At 39.8% G+C, this 19,890-nt stretch carries 20 protein-coding genes; 12 read left to right on the top strand and 8 right to left on the bottom strand.

Going from position 1 to position 19,890, the window contains the following annotated elements; all coding sequences use genetic code 11:
* Positions 1 to 5: 5 nt before the first annotated feature.
* The 3 genes from SB49_RS13070 to SB49_RS13060 all read left to right on the top strand — a co-directional run bounded on the left by SB49_RS13070 (position 6) and on the right by SB49_RS13060 (position 2,027).
* Positions 6 to 971, top strand: a complete 966-nt coding sequence (locus tag SB49_RS13070) for a YheT family hydrolase (protein ID WP_062057269.1) — start codon at positions 6 to 8, stop codon at positions 969 to 971.
* 43 nt (positions 972 to 1,014) lie between these two features.
* The gene (locus SB49_RS13065) at positions 1,015 to 1,494 is read left to right on the top strand and encodes a c-type cytochrome (RefSeq protein WP_062057267.1); all 480 of its coding nucleotides are present in this window, start codon (positions 1,015 to 1,017) and stop codon (positions 1,492 to 1,494) included.
* Between the two features lie 80 nt (positions 1,495 to 1,574).
* A complete protein-coding gene (locus tag SB49_RS13060) occupies positions 1,575 to 2,027 on the top strand; it encodes a tRNA (cytidine(34)-2'-O)-methyltransferase (protein WP_062057265.1) in 453 nt (150 codons plus the stop codon).
* 27 nt (positions 2,028 to 2,054) lie between these two features.
* Here the strand turns inward: SB49_RS13060 and SB49_RS13055 are convergent, their stop codons facing one another.
* Positions 2,055 to 3,629 carry a SulP family inorganic anion transporter gene (locus SB49_RS13055; protein WP_062057263.1) on the bottom strand — a complete coding sequence of 525 codons (1,575 nt, stop codon included), beginning with the start codon at positions 3,627 to 3,629 and terminating at the stop codon, positions 2,055 to 2,057.
* A 494-nt stretch (positions 3,630 to 4,123) separates the two neighbouring features.
* Here SB49_RS13055 and SB49_RS13050 point away from each other — a divergent pair, with 494 nt between their 5' ends.
* Positions 4,124 to 5,125, top strand: coding sequence for an NAD(P)H-dependent glycerol-3-phosphate dehydrogenase (locus SB49_RS13050; RefSeq protein WP_062057261.1), 1,002 nt, complete (start codon positions 4,124 to 4,126; stop codon positions 5,123 to 5,125).
* 47 nt (positions 5,126 to 5,172) lie between these two features.
* Here SB49_RS13050 and SB49_RS13045 read toward each other — a convergent pair whose 3' ends face one another.
* Positions 5,173 to 5,481 (bottom strand): antibiotic biosynthesis monooxygenase family protein, encoded by a 309-nt coding sequence (locus SB49_RS13045; RefSeq protein WP_062057259.1) that lies wholly within the window; start codon positions 5,479 to 5,481, stop codon positions 5,173 to 5,175.
* Between the two features lie 4 nt (positions 5,482 to 5,485).
* Positions 5,486 to 5,842: a hypothetical protein gene (locus SB49_RS13040; RefSeq protein WP_062057257.1), complete on the bottom strand. Its 357-nt coding sequence runs from the start codon at positions 5,840 to 5,842 to the stop codon at positions 5,486 to 5,488.
* A 61-nt stretch (positions 5,843 to 5,903) separates the two neighbouring features.
* On the opposite strand from SB49_RS13040, the gene SB49_RS13035 reads away from it, so the two are divergent.
* Positions 5,904 to 6,425, top strand: coding sequence for a CvpA family protein (locus tag SB49_RS13035; protein ID WP_062057255.1), 522 nt, complete (start codon positions 5,904 to 5,906; stop codon positions 6,423 to 6,425).
* A gap of 42 nt (positions 6,426 to 6,467) precedes the next feature.
* Here SB49_RS13035 and SB49_RS13030 read toward each other — a convergent pair whose 3' ends face one another.
* Positions 6,468 to 7,232, bottom strand: coding sequence for an SOS response-associated peptidase (locus tag SB49_RS13030; protein ID WP_062057253.1), 765 nt, complete (start codon positions 7,230 to 7,232; stop codon positions 6,468 to 6,470).
* A gap of 352 nt (positions 7,233 to 7,584) precedes the next feature.
* On the opposite strand from SB49_RS13030, the gene SB49_RS13025 reads away from it, so the two are divergent.
* The 5 genes from SB49_RS13025 (at position 7,585) to SB49_RS13005 (ending at position 13,083) form a co-directional block, all read left to right on the top strand.
* A complete protein-coding gene (locus SB49_RS13025; protein ID WP_235537766.1) occupies positions 7,585 to 8,034 on the top strand; it encodes a CAP domain-containing protein in 450 nt (149 codons plus the stop codon).
* Positions 8,035 to 8,137: 103 nt separating this feature from the next.
* On the top strand, positions 8,138 to 8,677 hold the full coding sequence (locus SB49_RS13020; protein WP_062059213.1) for a 3-hydroxyanthranilate 3,4-dioxygenase: 540 nt from the start codon (positions 8,138 to 8,140) through the stop codon (positions 8,675 to 8,677).
* Positions 8,678 to 8,757: 80 nt separating this feature from the next.
* Positions 8,758 to 10,407: a CHASE domain-containing protein gene (locus SB49_RS13015; RefSeq protein WP_062057249.1), complete on the top strand. Its 1,650-nt coding sequence runs from the start codon at positions 8,758 to 8,760 to the stop codon at positions 10,405 to 10,407.
* Between the two features lie 92 nt (positions 10,408 to 10,499).
* Positions 10,500 to 12,053, top strand: coding sequence for an L-piperidine-6-carboxylate dehydrogenase (gene amaB, locus SB49_RS13010; RefSeq protein ID WP_062057247.1), 1,554 nt, complete (start codon positions 10,500 to 10,502; stop codon positions 12,051 to 12,053).
* Between the two features lie 472 nt (positions 12,054 to 12,525).
* Positions 12,526 to 13,083, top strand: a complete 558-nt coding sequence (locus SB49_RS13005; protein ID WP_062057246.1) for a hypothetical protein — start codon at positions 12,526 to 12,528, stop codon at positions 13,081 to 13,083.
* Between the two features lie 36 nt (positions 13,084 to 13,119).
* Here the strand turns inward: SB49_RS13005 and SB49_RS13000 are convergent, their stop codons facing one another.
* A complete protein-coding gene (locus SB49_RS13000) occupies positions 13,120 to 14,115 on the bottom strand; it encodes an acyl-ACP desaturase (RefSeq protein ID WP_062057244.1) in 996 nt (331 codons plus the stop codon).
* A 61-nt stretch (positions 14,116 to 14,176) separates the two neighbouring features.
* Positions 14,177 to 14,902 carry a metallophosphoesterase family protein gene (locus SB49_RS12995; protein ID WP_062057242.1) on the bottom strand — a complete coding sequence of 242 codons (726 nt, stop codon included), beginning with the start codon at positions 14,900 to 14,902 and terminating at the stop codon, positions 14,177 to 14,179.
* 198 nt (positions 14,903 to 15,100) lie between these two features.
* Here SB49_RS12995 and SB49_RS12990 point away from each other — a divergent pair, with 198 nt between their 5' ends.
* Both SB49_RS12990 and SB49_RS12985 read left to right on the top strand, forming a co-directional pair.
* Positions 15,101 to 16,045, top strand: coding sequence for a carbohydrate kinase family protein (locus SB49_RS12990; protein WP_062057240.1), 945 nt, complete (start codon positions 15,101 to 15,103; stop codon positions 16,043 to 16,045).
* A gap of 1 nt (position 16,046) precedes the next feature.
* Positions 16,047 to 17,987, top strand: a complete 1,941-nt coding sequence (locus SB49_RS12985) for an alpha-amylase family protein (RefSeq protein ID WP_062057238.1) — start codon at positions 16,047 to 16,049, stop codon at positions 17,985 to 17,987.
* Here the strand turns inward: SB49_RS12985 and SB49_RS12980 are convergent.
* Positions 17,984 to 19,120, bottom strand: coding sequence for an ATP-binding protein (locus SB49_RS12980; protein ID WP_062057236.1), 1,137 nt, complete (start codon positions 19,118 to 19,120; stop codon positions 17,984 to 17,986). The genes SB49_RS12985 and SB49_RS12980 overlap by 4 nt on opposite strands.
* Positions 19,117 to 19,878 carry an SDR family NAD(P)-dependent oxidoreductase gene (locus SB49_RS12975; RefSeq protein WP_062057234.1) on the bottom strand — a complete coding sequence of 254 codons (762 nt, stop codon included), beginning with the start codon at positions 19,876 to 19,878 and terminating at the stop codon, positions 19,117 to 19,119. The genes SB49_RS12980 and SB49_RS12975 overlap by 4 nt, the downstream gene beginning before the upstream one ends.
* Positions 19,879 to 19,890: the final 12 nt, after the last annotated feature.

The following is a 19,890-nucleotide window of genomic DNA, read 5'->3' as shown; positions in this document are numbered from 1 at the left end:
GATATATGCCCATAATCCCTTCAAAATATCAGCCTTCCTTTTTATTCAAAAGCGGAGATTTAGCTACTATTTATGCGGGTGTACTCCGTAAAATAGACGGAATAGTACAGCGAAGGGAAAGGATTACCTTGCCTGATGGGGATTTTTTGGATTTAGATTGGAGTTTTGCTGCTGAAAAAACTGACAAGGTTGCCATATTGCTCCACGGATTGGAAGGAAATGCCCAAAGGCCCTATATGACCGGAAGCGCCAAAGCTTTGAACAATGATGGTTTTGATGTATGTGCCGTAAACTATAGGGGCTGTAGTGGGGAAACCAACCGCTTGTTTAGGTCCTATCATTCCGGTGCCACAGAGGACTTGGAAGCCATTGTGAGTCATGTGGTATCTAAGCAGATATACACTGCCATAATTTTAAAGGGTTTTAGTCTGGGAGGCAATCTGGCACTGCGATATTTGGGAGAAAAGGGCAGGGATCTCCCAAAGGAGTTAAAAGCTACCATTGCCGTTTCCGTCCCTTGTGATCTGCACAGTTCTTTAAAGGAGCTTTTGAAACCTAGAAATTTTCTTTATGCCAAGCGTTTTAAAAAACACTTAATTGAAAAGTTGGTGCTAAAACAAGAACTGTTTCCCAAGAAAATCACCACCGCCGATATTCAAAATATCAAGACCCTAAAGGATTTTGACGATATCTATACCAGCAGGGCCCACGGCTTTAAAGATGCCCTGGACTATTACAAAAAATGTAGCTGTCTGCCTCTGTTAGATAATATTGTTATCCCTGCCTTGGTAATCAATGCCCAAAACGATTCATTCTTAGGTCCGGAATGTTATCCCACCGAGGAAGCACAAAAAAACCCCAATCTGTTCCTCGAAATACCAAAATTTGGAGGCCATGTAGGATTCTATGCTTCTGATAATATAACCTACACGGAAAAAAGAACTACAATTTTCTTGGAAGAGGTACTTTAATGGTCCTATTTATTATCTTAGTGGTAACAAACAAAGATCTCAAATGAAAAAATTACTCACAATTTTAGCTCTTGGAGCCCTCATCATTGGGTGTGGCGAAAAGAAAGAAGAAAAGAAAGATGGTTTTGAAATGAACCGCACCAAGAAAGAAGTAAAGGCTGCGGATTCTGATGAAGGTGTTCCTGTTGATTTGAGCAATAAAGGTGTTGGCCCTATAAAATCCATGTCCTTTGACGCGACTGTTGATGCAGATCTAGCAGCAAAAGGTGAAGCAAAATTCAATGCCATTTGTACGGCTTGTCATATGGCGGAACAACGAATGATCGGTCCTGCCCTTAAAGGTGTTTATGACCGTAGGAGCCCGGAATGGGTGATGAACATGATCCTCAATCCTGACGGCATGCTCAAAGAAGACCCTATTGCAAAAGCTCTATTGAAAGAATATAATAATTCGCAAATGATGAACCAGAATCTCACAGAGGAAGAGGCACGGGCCGTGGCGGAATATCTTCGCACGCTATAATTTCATTTTAGAATATAATTTAAAGGCGCTTATCTCAACCATATCAAGGGATAAGCGCACTTTTATTTATAACAATTACTATGGGGTTCAACATTGTTCTTTTAGAACCAGAAATACCGAACAATACCGGAAATATAGGGAGGTTAAGCCTCGCATCAGGATCTCACCTCCATTTGGTAAAGCCCTTTGGATTTGAATTGGATGACAAACGGGTAAAGAGGGCCGGGCTGGATTATTGGCAATACCTTTCCCTTACCATTTATGAGAATAAAGAAGAGTTCTTTGAAGTACATAAACACAAAAAAATGGCCTTTTTATCCAGTCACGGAACAAAAGACCACTGGGATATAGATTTTTCGGATGATATGTTCCTAATCTTTGGCAAAGAGTCTACGGGTATATCCAAAGATATTTTGGCGGCCAATGCTGACCAATTGTTTAAAATTCCCATCTATAACGAACGTATCCGGAGCCTAAATTTGGCCAATGCCGTAGGGATAATTGTATACGAAGGACTGAGAAAACTACGATAGAAGTCCTATTGCACAATTAGAGTCTTTTTATTTCCCTGCCAAAACCTTGTAAGTGGGATCTTCCAAAACATTTACCTCAATAATAGCGTCTGCATTTGCCAATAAACGCTTGCAATCCTTGCTCAAATGCTTTAAATGCACCTTTTTGCCCACTTTGGCATAGCGTTCTGTAATCCTGTTCAGGGCTTCAATACCCGACATATCGGCTACCCTACTTTCCTGAAAGTCGATGATGATATCAGTAGGGTCGTTAATAATATCAAATTTTTCGGCGAAGGCAGCGGTAGATCCAAAAAATAGGGGACCGTATATTTCGTAAACTTTCACCCCGTTTTCATCTATACTTTTTCGCGCCCTGATACGTTTTGCATTCTCCCAAGAATAGGCCAATGCAGAAATGATAACACCTAAAAGTACGGCAATGGCCAAATTATGGGTCACTGCAGTTATTAGGGTCACCAAAACCATGACCACAACGTCCGAGGTCGGCATTTTTTTAAACGTCTTGAAGCTCGCCCACTCAAAAGTCCCTATAGCTACCATGAACATTAGTCCAACCAACGCCGCCATGGGCAAACGTTCAATTAGACTCGATCCGAACATGATAAACACCAATAACATAATGGCTGCTGTTATCCCGGACAAACGAGCCCGTGCACCTGCAGAGGTGTTGATTAAACTTTGGCCTATCATTGCACAACCACCCATTCCTGAAAGGAATCCCGAAAAAATGTTTGCCGTTCCTTGTGCTATACATTCCTTGTTTCCACTACCACGTGTATCTGTAATCTCATCAATGATATTCAAGGTCAAAAGACTTTCTATCAACCCTACTCCGGCAACTATTGCTGCATAAGGGAATATAATTTTAAACGTTTCCAGGGTTAAGGGAATATTGGGAATCGATAAGGGAGGGAACCCACCTTTAATACTTTCCCCGACTGCGATGGTATCGGCAACAGTACGCGTATCTATGCCAAAACCCAATACAATGGCCGAGACCACGATGATTGCCAGTAAAGACGAAGGGATTGCTTTTGTGATCTTTGGGAATCCCCAAATAATGACCATTGTTAAAACGGTCAGCCCAAGCATGGTCCAAAATGCAGCTCCCGATAATAGATCCGTTGTTCCCTTTTCATAAAAGTTGGGGAACTGGGCCATGAAAATTATTATGGCCAGACCGTTTACAAATCCGAACATCACGGGATGGGGTACCAGTCTGATGAACTTCCCCAATTTCAACACCCCGGCCGTAATCTGCAGTAATCCAGCTATTATAACGGTGGCGAATACATAATGCAATATCGTTTCAGGGGTTATACCTGGAAAATTATCTTTTAATTCTAGGATAAGACCCACAAAAATTACTGCAACAGCTCCGGTAGCTCCAGAGATCATACCAGGTCTACCTCCCAAAATAGAGGTAATCAACGCAATTACGAAAGCAGCGTATAACCCCGTTAAAGGAGAGAATCCAGGAATCAGGGCAAAGGCAATTGCTTCTGGTACCAAGGCAAAGGCCACGGTAAGCCCAGATAATATCTCTGTTCTATAATTAACCTTCTGTGAAAAATCGAATAGATTTAAATACTTCTTCATCAATTTGTAAATAAATGATTTATGACAAACAGCCAGCCATTTTCAGAACAAGCCACTTTAAACATTCCAACTAAAAAAAACGATGTACTTAATTAGAAAATCCTAATAATTTCACTGGAATATCATTCTTAATTAAGCGGGCAAAAATACCAATTTTACTTGGTTAAAGCCATTATTCGGCAATTAATAGACATATTTCATTGGTATTTATGAAATGATGAGAATTTCAATAGCATTTTGGACATCCCTTAATCAATATCCCTAAAGAATTAATTATTAATACTTTATAAGCATTAAAACCTTGGTCCCGCCATATAAATACAACTTAGCAATATTTCTTTATTGCCATAACTGCCGAATGTTTGTTTAACGGCTACTAATTAAGCTGAACATTTTCAACATTGGTTAAGCTTTCAGCATTTCAATTTTCTGGTTTACAGCGGTTAAGGTGATACTCTTTTTTTTAAGTACATTTGGACAGAATACGTTTATCAATGGGAAAAAATTTACAATTTGCTGTTTTAGGAGGTGGTAGCTGGGCTACTGCCATTGTAAAAATGTTGACCGAAAATTTAGATCAGGTCTATTGGTATATGCGCAACGAGGATGCCATTAACCACATCAAGACCCAGAAACACAATCCCAACTATTTGAGCTCTGTAGAGTTCAACACTGATATGCTAAACCTGACCAGTGACATTAATACTGCTGTAAAAAACGCAGATGTGTTGATCTTTGCCATCCCTTCCGCTTTTTTAAAAACTGAACTGTCGCAATTGACAGAATCATTAAAAGATAAAATTATCTTTTCGGCCATTAAAGGAATCGTCCCAGAAACAGGATTGATTGTTGGGGAGCATTTTCACGAAAAATATGACATTCCGTTCGAAAATATTGGGGTTATCACAGGACCTTGCCATGCTGAGGAGGTTGCCTTGGAACGCTTATCCTATCTAACAATCGCCTGTGCCGACAAACATAAAGCCCAATTGGTGGCCAAGAATTTGAGCAGTGAATATATAAAGACCAAAATCTCGGATGATATTATAGGTACCGAATATGCAGCAATGCTTAAGAATATCTATGCAATAGCGGCAGGTATTGCCCATGGCTTGGGATATGGTGATAATTTCCAAAGTGTCCTTATGAGCAATGCCATCCGAGAGATGAAACGCTTTATCAAACGGGTTCACCATATGAAGCGAAATATCAACAATTCGGCTTATTTGGGCGACCTATTGGTTACCGGTTATTCCGTATTTAGTCGCAACCGTATGTTCGGAAATATGATAGGCAAAGGGTATACCGTAAAAAGTGCCATGATGGAAATGAGTATGGTAGCAGAGGGGTATTATGCCACTAAAAGCGCCTACATCTTGAATGAAAAGCACAAAAAGAAATCAAAAACCCCTATTTTGAATGCGGTTTACGAGGTGCTTTATGAGAATAAAAATGCTAAAACAGTTTTCCAAAAACTCACGGATAAATTGGATTAATTTGACTTCAGAATGAAACTATTGTAAAAGGGTAAATTAAAGTCAATTTACCTAGTGAAGTCGTACTCCCGCTCTACCAAACACACGCGGACCTTATACCAGCTGTACCAATCTGAAATGCCCTTTTTTTGTGCAAATAGGTGTTCTGTTTGTTGTTTCCAATCTGAAATAGCCTGTAAGTTTTTCCAATAGCTTATGCTGATCCCAATATTTTCCCTTGCACTTTCGAAACCTAAATAGCCAGGTTGCTTTTTGGCCAATTCCTCCATTTCTTCCACCATCACTGCATATCCCTTGTCTCCATCCGTTCTTATAGAGGTGAAAATTACCGCATAATATGGGGTGTCAAGATGCATAAAATCAGTTGATATATTGTTTCTCCAGAAAATAACCGACCAATGCCTCTTTCATTAAGATCGATTGCTCGCCCGACTTTAAGGTGGGAAGTTCTTCTTTTATGGTGTAATGCGGCCATCCTTCTTCATCGAAAAATTCGAACTCATAATAGCCGTAAGGCTCTAACAGTCGACATATGGCGATGTGCATTAGGTTCACCTTTTCATCCTTCTTGAACTCCCTATGCAATTGCCCTAATTCCTGAACGCCCACCAAATAGATAATAGCATCGAGCTCCAAAGGATCCCCATCAGCAAATTGGGAGGATAATTTAGTTACCAACACGTCCCATCGTTCTTTTAATTCAATATCTCTAGCCATGACTTTTATTGTAACCCCAAAGGTACAAATCAAAATTCTATATTTGTGAAAACAACGTTATATGAGTTTTTTGGATATTGTTTTGGGCCTTTTACTCCTTTTTGGACTTATTAAAGGTTTAAAAAATGGACTTTTAATAGAAATAGCCTCCCTTATCGCCCTTATTGCCGGACTTTATGGCGCTATTCACTTCTCATATATAGTTGGTGACTACCTTTCCAAATATTTCAATTGGGATGAAAATTACATGAATCTAGCGGCATTTATCATCACCTTTGTCATTATCATACTCTTGGTAAACCTCGTGGGAAGGCTACTTACCAAAATAGTAGATTTTGCAATGCTTGGTCTATTAAATAGAATTGCCGGTGGTATTTTCGGTATGTTAAAAGTAGCCGTGATCTTAGGGGCATTATTAATATTTTTTCACAATTCCGTATTTAAGTTTGGTATAATCAAGGAAGAGACCATTGAAGACTCGGTTCTTTACGAGCCAATCAAAGAAATTGGGGCCCTTGTGTTTAGTAAAGTGCTTCGACAAGAAAAAGTAATTACAGATCCAGACGAACATATTACTATTTAAAAGGGTAATAATCTTAGTAAGACTCAAAGTATTAAAGGATCCCTAAAACTGAAGCTCCTCATACACCACCTCATTGGAAATTTCAGGAATATTGCCCCTATATTCCTTCCCCCTTAACCTGCCTACAGTATAGGTTTTCAGTTCATCTTCGGGGAAGGCGGTAATCAAGGTTTCAAGCTGTTTTTGGTCGAGTTCGTCCCTTATTGGGCTTAACCATTGTTCCTCCAATTCTGAAGGTAATATCACGGGCATTCTAGGGCCTTTTAATTTTGGATTATTATGGATTTTGGCCAGTAAAGAATTTCCAGTAGTTGTTACAACAGAAAAGGAATTCAGCATTGTTTTGGTTTCGCCATCATACCACTCACTCCATAAACCGGCAAGTGCCATTGGAATTTGGTTTTTCAATTGAATAAAAAAAGGATAGGTCTTTCCTTTAAAATGATGGTGTTCATAAAACCCGTCTACATAAATAATACAACGGCTATTTTTGGCAGCTTCCCTAAAGGATGGTTTTTCAAAGATGGTTTCGCCCCTTGCATTCAGTGTATTGTTCCATAACTTATTCAGCTGGGTCCTATCCTTTACCCAATGGGGCACCAGGCCCCAAGAGGATACCTCTGGAAAATCAGGGGAGCGATCCGTATAAATAAGTAGTTTGGGATGGCTGAACCCTGATGCATGGTGTATAGGAAGATCTGTTAAGGGAACCAAATCCTCGAGAATTTCTTCCATGGCCTTCTTGTCCCCACTTCTTTTGGCGCGGTTCAGCTGGGCTTCCAAGCTGGCTTTAATATCGTAGCACATGATAAACGAATATATCCTTTTTAGAGGTGGATCATTTAAAGTTATCAATTTTATTGGTGGCAGTAAAATAATATTCGCCTATCCGTTTTTAGCATGCTGTAACACAAATAATTCAACAATAGCCTTGGTGCGAATTTAAGTTCGCTCTTATGATTGTATAATTTTTAAATGCATTTCATCGAAATAACATGGTAATTTATCCCGTGTAAGCTATAATTTTAGTATTATTACATTGTTGTTGACCCCAAATCAACAGAACTAGAAGACCCCCATTCCTCACTACCTACTTAGCAATTGAACATACCTACTTGCGATTGAGCACTTTATGAAGGGAAGGTTACACTTAGCTGTAATGGTCTTATTCGTTTTGTTGGTTTCATCTTGTAGCAAGGATTCCATGGACGATACTGCCATTCCAAAAGCTGAAAATGCGGTTAGCGTAGAACAAGAATTACTGGTCATGGTCAATGACTACAGGACTTCTTTGGGGTACTCCAGCCTAGATTTCAGTAAAGTGGCCTACGAATATGCCAATGATCATACAGATTATATGATAGCCGTGGGAAGTATCAACCACGACAATTTTAGCGCCCGGGCCTCCCAAATATCCACCGAAGTAAATGCTTCCATTGTTGCAGAAAATGTGGCCAAAGATTACACAACCGCCAAGAAGGCTTTTGATGAATGGATGGCCAGTGCCGGACACAGAAAAAATATTGAAGGAAATTTTTCACATACCGCAGTTAGCGTTAAAAAAGATAAGGCCGGTAATTTTTATTACACCCAATTGTTCTACAGGTAGTCTTCTCTAAAGCCATTTACTTTTCTTAAATTAGCAGTAGCCTTTTTTGATGTCCAAACCGTGGATACACAAAAGGCCAACAACGAATTTTAAAATGGATACTATGGCAATTCAGCAACCGTTTAACTTAAATAAATGGATCGAGGAAAATAGGGATTCTCTAAAGCCACCTGTAGGCAACAAAAATCTTTATAAGGATGCAGGGGATTATATTGTTATGATCGTAGCTGGACCCAATGCCAGGAAAGATTATCATTTTAACGAGACCGAGGAACTTTTTTACCAATTAGAAGGTAACATTCAAATTCATATCCAAGAGAACGGGAAGAAAAAGACCATGAGATTAGGTCCAGGAGACATGTACCTCCACCCCGCTAACATACCCCACTCCCCTGTTCGGGAAAAGGGCTCAATTGGCTTGGTCATTGAACGCAAAAGATCTGATCTAAATTTAAAAGATGGTCTGATCTGGTATTGCGACAACTGTAATCATAAATTATATGAGGTTCATTTCCCCTTGCAGGACATTGAAAAGGATTTCTTAGGCCATTTTAAGACCTTTTATAATTCCAAAGAACTTCGAACATGCGATAATTGTGGAACTGTAATGCCGGTAGATGAGCGATATACCGTTAAAGATTAACCCAATCAAATGATAATAGCCTTTGTGAGAAAAATCTTAGTTATATTTGATCTACAATCATATAATGAGTAAATCACCTCATGTTTTGGAAGGACAATTTCAAATACCTTATTATTTTATTTTTAGGAATTCTGGCTTCCTGCTACCTATTCTATTCCGCTAACCAAAGGCGCATCATTCAAAATAATTTTATTATCAATAATGCCATTACAAGGGCCAACCTAAAATTCAACAAGGAATTAGGAAAGGCGAATATTGTTATGGAAACTATGGCCTTTTTCTTCAAAAGCAATGATAGCGTTTCCCCTGAGCTATTTGAAGAATTTACGAATCCCTTTATGATAGGACTACCGGGAATTAAAGCACTGGAATGGGCTCCACGCATAACTCATGACAAAAAGCTGCTTTTTGAGGAAGCACAGCAAAGAGTAATGGACAGTACCATACGTATCTCAAAAGTTGATTCGATCTCAGGATTGGTTTTGGCGGATAAAAAGGAATATTATTTCCCAATTGAATTTGCCAATCCAGTATCGCATTTGAAAAGTGTAATAGGCGTGGATCTTTCTTCTGATCCCAGAAACGCCTATACCTTAGCCCTGGCTAATAGAACCAAAAACATAGTTTTTTCCCAACCTATCAAATTAATTACTGCTGAAAAGCAAAACCATTATGGCTTTTTAGTAATCAAGGCAGTTTCTAGCCCTTTAGAAAATGAGGTAGTGGGATATGTTCTAGGGGTTTATGACATGACGGAATATATTGCTAAAATTTTGGACACGGAATTAAAAGTCCTTGATATAGTTATAGTCGACGAAGATCAAAATAAGATCCCCCTATTTTCAAGTTTCAGTGAAGACAGGACTATAGATATCTCGGATGCATTACGGCAAAAAGCATTAAAAGTGGCTAACAGAAAATGGCATATACAATATTTTGCCAAAGAGACATTCGCCAATTTTCCACATACTTTAGAATCCTATTTTTTATTGCTCTTCGGATTTGTAATAACGTCCATGTTGGGGTTTATCGTTCATAAAAACGATAGCTACCAAAATACCTTGGAGGATAGGGTAAGACTACGTACGGAGGAACTGGAAAATTCAAATAAAGAAAAAATAAACTTACTACAGGAAGTTCATCATCGGGTTAAAAACAATTTGCAGATGACCTCAAGCCTTATCAACATCCAGAAAAGAAAGCTTACCAATAAAGAGGCCATCACTGCCTTGGAAGATAGCCAATCCAGAATCATGGCCATTGCCCTGACCCACCAAAAAATCTATCAGGATGCGAATTCAAAAACTGTAGATCTCAAAGACTATTTGACAGATCTTATGGTCTACCAAAGAAAACTGCTGCCAACAGTAAAATATACGATTACCTGTCCAGAAATATCCTTAAATCTTGATGTGGCGGTACCTATAGGATTGATTCTTTCCGAGTTGGTGACCAACGCACTAAAGCACGCCTTTGAAATATCCTCAGAAGACAATCAATTGCACATTTCAGTAACCCAGGAGGTACACGAGGAACGCCTAATAACCATAGTGCTAACCGATAATGGAAAAGGATTGCACAAGAATTTTGACCCTTCCAAGACCAAGGGAATAGGTTTCAAAATAATCAACTCCCTTTGCAAACAAATTTCGGCACACCTGGATTATACCAGCAATGGCCAGGGGACAAGTTTTATCCTTTCTGTCAAGAATCTTAAAAATATTATTTAATTTCCCTAAATCAATTTTCTATTCCCTTTCATACTAATGTTAATTGCATAACTTTGTGAAAATCTAACATTTATCATATAAAAAGTTATAAAATGTCAAAAATAGCTACAACCTTCGGAATCCATGATGCCTTAAAACAACTCGGAATCCAAGATATAAATCCTGGCACCTCTACTGGGTCCCATAATTTTTCAACAGGAGACATCCTTGCCTCTCATTCCCCAGTTGATGGTGCTTTGATCGCAAAAGTAAAAACAACCTCCAAAGAAGATTACGATAAGGTTATGGAGGCTGCCACCTCAGCATTTAAAACTTGGAAAAACAAGCCTGCTCCATTGAGGGGCGAGATTGTACGTCAGTTTGGGGACAAACTACGCGAGTTAAAAGAGCCTCTTGGAAAGTTGGTGTCCTATGAAATGGGAAAATCCTATCAAGAGGGACTAGGAGAAGTACAGGAAATGATAGATATCTGTGATTTCGCCGTTGGTCTATCCAGGCAGTTGCACGGTTTGACCATGCATTCTGAACGTCCCGGACACCGTATGTACGAGCAGTACCATCCATTAGGGGTTGTAGGTATCATCTCTGCCTTTAACTTCCCTGTAGCCGTTTGGGCATGGAATACAGCCTTGGCTTGGGTATGTGGAGATGTATGTGTTTGGAAGCCTTCAGAAAAGACACCTTTATGTGGGATTGCCTGTCAAAATATCGCTGCGGCCGTATTGAAGGAAAACAATCTGCCAGAGGGAATCTCTTGTTTAATCAATGGAGATTACCAAGTTGGTGAATACATGACCAAAGACGCTAGAATACCATTGGTTTCTGCCACAGGATCTATCCGTATGGGTAAAATTGTAGCCCAGGCAGTCGCAGCTAGACTTGGAAAGTCTTTATTGGAATTAGGAGGAAACAATGCCATTATCGTTACTCCAGATGCAGACTTAAAAATGACCGTTATAGGGGCCGTGTTTGGCGCAGTGGGTACCGCAGGACAACGTTGTACCTCTACGCGTAGGTTAATTGTCCATGAATCTATGTATGACAAGGTTAAGGAAGCCGTCGTAGCTGCCTACAATCAACTGCGCATTGGAAATCCTTTGGATGAGAATAACCATGTTGGTCCCGTTATTGATAAAGATGCTGTAAAAATGTACCAAAACGCTCTTAAAAAAGTAGTTGAGGAAGGTGGCAAAATCATTGTTGAAGGTGGTGTACTCGAAGGTGAAGGATATGAAAGTGGCTGTTATGTTAAACCAGCCATTGCGGAAGCTGAAAATTCCTTTGAAATTGTACAGCATGAAACATTTGCACCCATACTTTATCTACTAAAATATTCCGGTGATGTAGAGAACGCACTTGCCATCCAAAATGGAGTGGTTCAGGGGCTTTCTTCAGCCATCATGACCAATAACCTTAGAGAGGCAGAAAGATTCCTTTCTGTCAATGGTAGTGATTGCGGTATTGCCAATGTAAACATCGGTACCTCAGGAGCTGAAATAGGTGGCGCCTTCGGAGGAGAAAAAGAAACTGGGGGCGGAAGAGAATCCGGTTCAGATGCTTGGAAAATTTATATGCGCAGACAAACCAATACCATTAACTATACAACGGAGCTGCCTTTGGCCCAAGGTATAAAGTTTGACCTATAACCACGATAATATTCTAAATTAATCAACCCACTGTATTTATGCCGTTGCGCAAAAAATACAGTGGGTTTTTTTAGCACATAGATTCAAACTATTGCATTCTCTGTCCTGCTGGAATTAAAAAACCCTACTTCCTCCATTATATAATGGACATTGAAATAGGGTCTTATTCCGAAAAAACAGTAGTAATTTCCATAAAAATACTTTACAAAGACCCGTCTTTTATAGGATTGTACATGAAAAATGTATCATTGGTCTATTATAGTGTTTATTCTACAAGAAAGGCTCAAGTTAAGCAACCTATATGATTTGTACCATAAGTAATTGAATTACAATAAATTCCCCGTGTTATTTAACATTTATTGCGATTTTTTAATAAATTAGGACAGCAAACCCATTCATCTCTTTAATGGATCGAGGCATTGGATGTAAGCGCATTTATTAAACCAATAACTAACCACCTAAACTACACATTATGAATTTTGAACACATGACGCTTATGAGTTGGCTATTACTAGCCATATTTGGAATTATTTGTGCCATTTTGGGGTACCTATGGGGAAAGAGCGTCACCAATACCACAAATAATTCAGGGGAGCTTAAAATTCTTCAGGACAGCAATGCCAAATTGATGAACGACATAGAGGGTTGTAAGCAAAAATTAGCATCCCAAACGACAAAAGCCAAAACTCCCGAAATCAAAAAAAGTCCGATTGCCGTAGCTCCTGAAGCCTCCTTTAATACCGAATTGGCAAAAAAGTCATTTGGCAAAAAAATCAAATTAAACGATTTAAAGGTAATTGAAGGGATTGGCCCAAAAATTGAACAACTATTCCATAATTTTGATATTAAATCATGGGAAGATCTTTCTGAGGCTTCCGTCAATAAATGTCAGGAAGTGTTGGATTCCGGAGGAGATCGTTATAGAATTCACAATCCTGGATCTTGGCCCATGCAAGCAAAAATGGCACATGAAGGCAAGTGGAAGGCCCTAGCCAGGTGGCAAGAAGAACACAAAGCAGGGAAACTATAAAACAAAAAAAACCGGTTCTTATTGAACCGGTTTTTTTTATAATGTTCCGTTTGCCTCAACCCATTTGAAATGATATTGATCCTCGGGGAATTTCATTCGTTCAGAAATACGATCCAATCTGTCAGGTAATTTCATCAAGTAATCACGGGCTTTTTCGGCATCATCGGTTAGAGCTCTGATTTTATCCAGTTCCCAGTATGCATTTAACTTCCTAAGTATTTCTACATAATCCTGGGCCGTGTACACTCCTAATCGTTGTGCACAATTTGAGAAATTTTCAAATGCCGTACCAATGCTTCCGCCGGACTCCCTTAAGAAATGTGCAGGCATAACAATTTTCTTCCTCATCATATCGGCAAAAGCCAACATCATCTGACTGGGATCGTGTTCAAAAATAGCCTTGACAAATTCTCTATATGCCAGATGGTGGCGCATCTCATCACCAGCAATAATGGTACACATTTTTCCAAGTAAAAGATTTCCTTTTTTCTTGGCCATTTGACCTACCCTCTTATGTGAAATATTTGTAGCAAGCTCCTGAAAACTTGTATAGATAAAGTTTTTGTAAGGGTCACGATCGGTTCCAATATCAAAGCCATCTGCAATCAAATGCTGCGTAGTCATCTCTACTTCCCTCATATTTACCCTTCCAGATAAATATAAATACTTGTTAAGGACATCGCCATGTCTATTCTCCTCGGCAGTCCAATGACGCACCCATTTGGACCAACCGTTTTTATTTTCTCCATGTTGGTCTATTCCCTCCACATCCATCAACCAAGACTCATAAGTAGGCAAGGCTTCTTCAGTAATTGTATCAGCAACCATGGTCACCCAAAAATCATAGCCCAATTCTTTGGCCTCTTCCCTTATTTGGGTTACGTCATCAAAGAATTTGTCACTCTGAGTGTCCGGCAAAAAATCAGTTGGCTGCCATATCTCTTCAATCGGAATAAGGTAAGAATCTATAAACGAATCTACCTTGCTCTCAATGGCCCTCATTACTTCTATTCTAATGTTTTTCGCGGACATAACCTATTTTTTACAAATATCCCTAATATTAATGAAAAAAACCTATAAAGGGTCGTTAATTTTAGTTCCTACCAGACTCCCCTGGATAAAAAGAAAATACGGGATCACTTTGCCAGTATTGCTTACTATCAACATCCATAATGGACAATGGGCCTTTGAATGCAGCACCGGTATCAATGTTCCATACATTGGCCGCTTTATGTGGTAAGGTCTTCCCTATTCTAGTAACTGGAGTATGACCAATAAAAATTTCCTTGTAATGCTTTAGTCGTTTTGGATAAAAAGTATCCTCCTCCGTCAAGTTTGGATTGAGGGATAGGGCCAATTCCCAAAGGGTACGGTCCCAATAGAATGTTTTGGTAAAGTACTCGTAATCAATCCCGTTCAAATTTGTAAATCCTGCATGAAGGAACAATTGGTTTTTTGGATTCAAATGATAGTTTTCCAAATCCTGATAGAAATCTATATGTAATCCTTTTATGCCTTCACTTACTTGATTATAAGATTCTGTAGTGGCACGACCACCATGCTGGAACCATAAAGGATTGTCTTTTCCCTGATTCAACCATTCCAAGCACAACTCGTCGTGATTTCCTCTTAGAAACGTGCATTGATGGCTATCCTTAAGTTCTATTAAATAATTTACAGTCTCTACGGCTTGGCTCCAACCATCTACATAATCCCCTAGAAATACAAGGTGATCATCCGGGGTAACCTTCGCCCTTTCCATAACTTGGACCAAAGCCTTTAATCCAGAATGTATATCTCCAATAACAAGTGTTCTCATGTTACAAAAATCGCAAATACAATTATTATAAAACAACAATTTAGGATAAAATGAGTCTCAGAGGCAATGTCTGTAGTGTATCCACCTTATTTATACAAAAACATAACATCTCTGTAGGATATTCACTAATTTAAGCTTGTAATTTTGAATACATAAGGATTTCCATTTACTTTGAGAACCAAAAACCAACAATCAGTTATGAAGAAGGTATATTGCATAGGGGAATTGTTGATAGATTTTGTAGCGGAAAAGCAGGGCAGTGATCTATCCAAGGCAACGGATTTTACCAAAAAAGCAGGAGGTGCACCAGCGAACGTTGCCTGTGCCATTTCAAAACTTGGAGGTGAAAGTACTTTCATTGGTTGTGTGGGAAAAGACCCTTTTGGTACCTTCCTATTGAATATTTTAGAGGAACATGGAGTGGACATATCCATGGCGCAACGATCCTCCACATTTACAACTTTGGCCTTTGTTTCTCTGGCCGAAGACGGGGAACGGGATTTTGTTTTTAGCAGAGGTGCGGACAAGGAATTACAATACAATCCGGGGCACAGAAATATATTCGAAAACAACATCGTGCACTTAGGGGCGGCCACGGCCCTCCTCGGAGGAAGTCTAGAGGATGCCTATAAACGGTATTTTTTTGATGCCCTATCGCAAGGTGCATTTATTTGCTTTGATCCAAACTTCAGAGGAGACCTTTGGAAAGGAAAAGAAAATGTTTTTATAGAGAAGTGCCTTCACTATATAGAAAAGTCAGATCTGTGTAAATTTAGTATGGAAGAGGCGCAATTGCTTTCTGGCAAAGAGGATTTACATGAGGCTTGTGATTTTTTACACACTATTGGCGCCAAAGCTATTACGATAACATTGGGAGGGGATGGTACTTTATTGAGTACTTCCAAATCCAAACAGAATATCCCAAGCATTAAAGTAAACCCTGTTGATACCACTGGTGCTGGGGATGCCTTTATTGGTTGCCTTTTACAACAGATTTCGGCCCTAACGGATTTTGAAACCCTTTACAATGACGAATCGCTCTTGGCCAATATGGTCTTAACAGCCAATAAGGCGGGCGCAATTACCACAACGAATTACGGCGCTATTGAATCTTTACCAAATCTGAACCAATTGCAGCATTAAAATGAACCAATTATCACTTCACCAATTATTGGCCAAGGCCCACTTAAAAAAAAAGAAGTCCGCCAGCCCAAGGGAATTATTCGAGCTGAGATTGGCTACAAATGCCACCTTGATCAAGAATCTCTTTTTTTCGCTTTATCCTGAAAAAGAACACGCGGACACCTTTGACAAATTGATGAAGCTATTGCCAAAATTGTTCGATGACAGACCAGAGGATTTGAAAAAGATAGACCTTGAGCGACTGCATGAAGGAAATTGGTACCAGTCCGAAAAAATATTGGGCATGCAATTGTATGTCGACCATTTTAACAAAGATATCCCGGGCTTATCGGACAAACTGGAATATTTTGAAAATTTAGGGGTGAATTTCCTTCATTTAATGCCTGTTACCAAAAGACCAAAGGAAGAAAACGATGGAGGTTATGCGGTTAACAACTACCATGAGGTAGACAAAAAATATGGTACCAAAAAGGATCTTTTATCCCTCACATCAAAGCTGAGGTCTAAAAACATGTATCTCATGTTAGACTTTGTCGTGAACCATACTTCCGATGAATTCGAATGGGCCAAGAAGGCCATGGCAGGCGATAAAAAATATCAGGAGTATTACTACACCTATCCCGATCGCACCATCCCAGATCAATACGAACAATCCCTCCCAGAGGTGTTTCCAGCGACCAGTCCCGGCAATTTTACCTATAACGCAGAAATGCAGCGATGGGTCATGACCGTTTTTAACTCCTACCAATGGGACCTCAACTACTCCAATCCTGAAGTGTTCCTGGAAATGTTGGGGAATCTTATGAAGTTGACAAACACGGGAGTAGATATGGTCCGGTTTGATGCCCTGGCTTTTCTATGGAAAAAAATGGGCACGGATTCTCAGAATTTACCAGAAGCACATCAACTTGTCAGTCTGTTCCGTATGTGCCAGCAGACAATAGCACCAGGAGTCATCATTTTGGCCGAGGCCATTACGGCTCCTACCGAGATTATCAAATATTTTGGCCAGGGCGATATGGAAGGTAATGAATGTGAGGTGGCCTACAATGCCACTTTAATGGCGCTACTTTGGAATTCCGTTGCGACAAAAAAAACAGTTTTGTTGAACAGGAGCCTACAGCATCTGCCCAAGAAACCCAAGGAAGCCACTTGGATCAATTACATCCGGTGCCACGATGATATCGGTTTGGGGTTTGACGATAATGATATTTATGGTATCGGATGGGATGCCACAGAACACAGAAAGTTTTTACTTCACTACTATTGCCAGAAACTAGATTGGTCTCCTGCCAAGGGACTCATGTTCATGTACAACCCAAAGAATGGTGATGGTAGGATTACCGGTAGTGCAGCCTCATTATTGGGCTTGGAAAAGGGGTTGGAGATGAAGGATGAAAAGCTAATCTCCCAGGCCCTGACAAAAATTATCACCATGCACAGTATCATTTTGTCCTACGGAGGCATGCCCTTCATTTATGCCGGAGATGAAATTGGCACCCTTAACGACTATAGTTACCAATCAGAAAACGGCAAAAAAGATGATAGCCGATGGGTGAACAGGCCAAAACAAGATTGGCAAGTGGTGGATAATTTGGAAGAGGGAAATTCACCTATAGCACAAATATTCCATTCCTTAAAAAAACTAATAGGAATACGAAAAAGCAATCCCATATTTGCCGACCACAACAACCTTATCCTACACCAGCACCACAACCCACATTTATTGGTCTATGAGCGCACTTCAACTAGCAATTCTGGACTTTTGGTCATCTGTAATTTTGATGATCATGTCCATGGAATTGAAAAATCGTGGCTGGACAAAATTGGGTACGGGGAGGATAAGGAACTAACGAATATGGTGTCTGGAGAAGCACTGCATTTGCAAAGCAATCATTTGGAAATTGGTGCCAATGAATTTTATTGGATATTCCGCAATTAACTGTACCTCACCTTTCGCAGGATGCGAAGAGATTCTTTTAGGGATTGGTATGCTTTCGTATCGTATTCCCTAAGCAGGACTCTGGCATCTTCCATCAGCTCTTTAGCCTCTTCAAAACCGTTGAGATAGCAGATCAAATAGGTAGCAGGAAGCTGTTTTAAATCCAATTTTTCAGTATTGGTAAGATCCAATCTTTTCTGAAGTTTTTGCAGGAGGGCATTATTGGAATTAAAAATATGGTGCAGCGTTTTTCTGTCGTAGCGAGGCGGCTCAAAGATGAGGTCGCTCTGTATCTGGTAAGTACCATTTTCCGTAAAGGTAATGACCACCTTTTCCAAAGGGTAGTACTTTTGCTGTGACCCCAACCCTAATTGAACGTATTCCGTGGTCGTAAAGGAATGCTCGTCAAAAGAAATGGTAATCTCATCCAGGGCGGAATAGAAGAGCTTTACCTGTTCATTGATCAATTCTATATCAACGCGTGAATAGTAGGTTTCATTTTTCACTTTTTTTTCATTGCCGGCCCAGCATACGACAAATTGTTCCTCAAAAACTTTGTAATTACTGCTAAGATCTTTGTGCCTGTGGTTGATAAAGTCAATAACGCCATCCAAGGTGAGCTTTATATTGTTTCTGGCATGAAGCTCCAATGTTGCCACGGTTTCCGAATTGATGTCCTTTAGATGTACATCAAAAGCTTTGGGAAGACTAATACTTCCTTCCCTAAAGAAAACTGAGCCCCCATAATATTTCCAAATATTCTTTTTTAGGGCACAGACCTTCCCGTTGGATTTGATCGTGACCAGGCCCACCACTTTACCCTCGGGCAAATGTGGGAATGGAATATTCTCGTAAGAGATTAAGGGAGGGTTGTCCAAATATGCATTGACAAGGTTTTGAATCTTACTGTCATCAAAGAAGTCGACCCCAACAATCTTATTATCCTCATCCTCTACTCCAATGACAATAAAGGAATTGCTAATGGGGTTACTATTGGCGAGCGCACATACATGCTTTAAGAATTTCCCCTTACCTTCTCTCTGCCCTATGTCTATAAAACGCTTTTTGTCGTAAAAGCTGTTCTCGTCGTTATGGGCGAGAAGATTTTTTACCAACAAACGCTTATTGATCATGCTTCCTTTTTGTTGAGAATTGTACTACTGGCCTGGGCTGTGGGCATCACAACCAAGTCCGCTATATTTACATGGTATGGTCTTGTAACAACAAAATGGATAATATCGGCTATGTCCTCTGGTTTCAAGGGTTGAAAACCTCTATAGACGGTCTCTGCCCTAACGTCATCCCCTTTGAAGCGCACTTTGCTAAATTCTGTTTCCACTAAACCAGGATTCACCGCCCCTACTCGAATACCATATGGATTTAAATCCATCCGCATCCCTTGGTTGATGGCGTCCACGGCATGCTTGCTTGCACAATACACATTGCCCTTTGGATATACTTCCTTTCCTGCAGTAGAACCAATATTTATGATATGTCCAGATTTCCTAGACACCATTTTGGGAATAATTGCTTTGGATACATATAAGAGGCCTTTCACATTAATATCCAACATGGCATCCCAATCTTCAATACTGCCATCATTAATAGGCTCCAAACCATGTGCGTTACCTGCGTTGTTGATCAGGATATCTATATTGGCAAACTCGTCCGGCAAATTATTTATTGAAGACAATACAGCGTCTTTATCCCTGACGTCAAAATTCAGTATATGAACTTTGGTCATGGCTCCCAGATCATTTTGTAAAGCTTCCAACCGGTCCTGCCTTCGCCCACACAGAATTAAGTTAATCTTGTTCGCTGCAAAAAGCTGGGCGGTTGCCTTTCCAATTCCGCTTGTTGCCCCTGTAATCAATGCTGTTTTAGATGCCATAATCTTTAATCA

Source organism: Sediminicola sp. YIK13 (genome assembly GCF_001430825.1).
Taxonomy (GTDB): Bacteria; Bacteroidota; Bacteroidia; order Flavobacteriales; family Flavobacteriaceae; genus Sediminicola.
Note: the sequence above shows the minus strand (reverse complement) of the source record. Positions and strands in the feature narration are given on the sequence as shown.

What these genes read in the sequence shown, in the direction of transcription:
- SB49_RS13070 (WP_062057269.1), top strand. Translation starts at nt 6, where the DNA reads ATGCCCATAATCCCTTCAAAATATCAGCCTTCCTTTTTATTCAAAAGC.
- SB49_RS13065 (WP_062057267.1), top strand. Translation starts at nt 1,015, where the DNA reads ATGAAAAAATTACTCACAATTTTAGCTCTTGGAGCCCTCATCATTGGG.
- SB49_RS13060 (WP_062057265.1), top strand. Translation starts at nt 1,575, where the DNA reads ATGGGGTTCAACATTGTTCTTTTAGAACCAGAAATACCGAACAATACC.
- SB49_RS13055 (WP_062057263.1), bottom strand. Translation starts at nt 3,629, where the DNA reads ATGAAGAAGTATTTAAATCTATTCGATTTTTCACAGAAGGTTAATTAT.
- SB49_RS13050 (WP_062057261.1), top strand. Translation starts at nt 4,124, where the DNA reads ATGGGAAAAAATTTACAATTTGCTGTTTTAGGAGGTGGTAGCTGGGCT.
- SB49_RS13045 (WP_062057259.1), bottom strand. Translation starts at nt 5,481, where the DNA reads ATGCATCTTGACACCCCATATTATGCGGTAATTTTCACCTCTATAAGA.
- SB49_RS13040 (WP_062057257.1), bottom strand. Translation starts at nt 5,842, where the DNA reads ATGGCTAGAGATATTGAATTAAAAGAACGATGGGACGTGTTGGTAACT.
- SB49_RS13035 (WP_062057255.1), top strand. Translation starts at nt 5,904, where the DNA reads ATGAGTTTTTTGGATATTGTTTTGGGCCTTTTACTCCTTTTTGGACTT.
- SB49_RS13030 (WP_062057253.1), bottom strand. Translation starts at nt 7,232, where the DNA reads ATGTGCTACGATATTAAAGCCAGCTTGGAAGCCCAGCTGAACCGCGCC.
- SB49_RS13025 (WP_235537766.1), top strand. Translation starts at nt 7,585, where the DNA reads ATGGTCTTATTCGTTTTGTTGGTTTCATCTTGTAGCAAGGATTCCATG.
- SB49_RS13020 (WP_062059213.1), top strand. Translation starts at nt 8,138, where the DNA reads ATGGCAATTCAGCAACCGTTTAACTTAAATAAATGGATCGAGGAAAAT.
- SB49_RS13015 (WP_062057249.1), top strand. Translation starts at nt 8,758, where the DNA reads ATGTTTTGGAAGGACAATTTCAAATACCTTATTATTTTATTTTTAGGA.
- amaB (WP_062057247.1), top strand. Translation starts at nt 10,500, where the DNA reads ATGTCAAAAATAGCTACAACCTTCGGAATCCATGATGCCTTAAAACAA.
- SB49_RS13005 (WP_062057246.1), top strand. Translation starts at nt 12,526, where the DNA reads ATGAATTTTGAACACATGACGCTTATGAGTTGGCTATTACTAGCCATA.
- SB49_RS13000 (WP_062057244.1), bottom strand. Translation starts at nt 14,115, where the DNA reads ATGTCCGCGAAAAACATTAGAATAGAAGTAATGAGGGCCATTGAGAGC.
- SB49_RS12995 (WP_062057242.1), bottom strand. Translation starts at nt 14,902, where the DNA reads ATGAGAACACTTGTTATTGGAGATATACATTCTGGATTAAAGGCTTTG.
- SB49_RS12990 (WP_062057240.1), top strand. Translation starts at nt 15,101, where the DNA reads ATGAAGAAGGTATATTGCATAGGGGAATTGTTGATAGATTTTGTAGCG.
- SB49_RS12985 (WP_062057238.1), top strand. Translation starts at nt 16,047, where the DNA reads ATGAACCAATTATCACTTCACCAATTATTGGCCAAGGCCCACTTAAAA.
- SB49_RS12980 (WP_062057236.1), bottom strand. Translation starts at nt 19,120, where the DNA reads ATGATCAATAAGCGTTTGTTGGTAAAAAATCTTCTCGCCCATAACGAC.
- SB49_RS12975 (WP_062057234.1), bottom strand. Translation starts at nt 19,878, where the DNA reads ATGGCATCTAAAACAGCATTGATTACAGGGGCAACAAGCGGAATTGGA.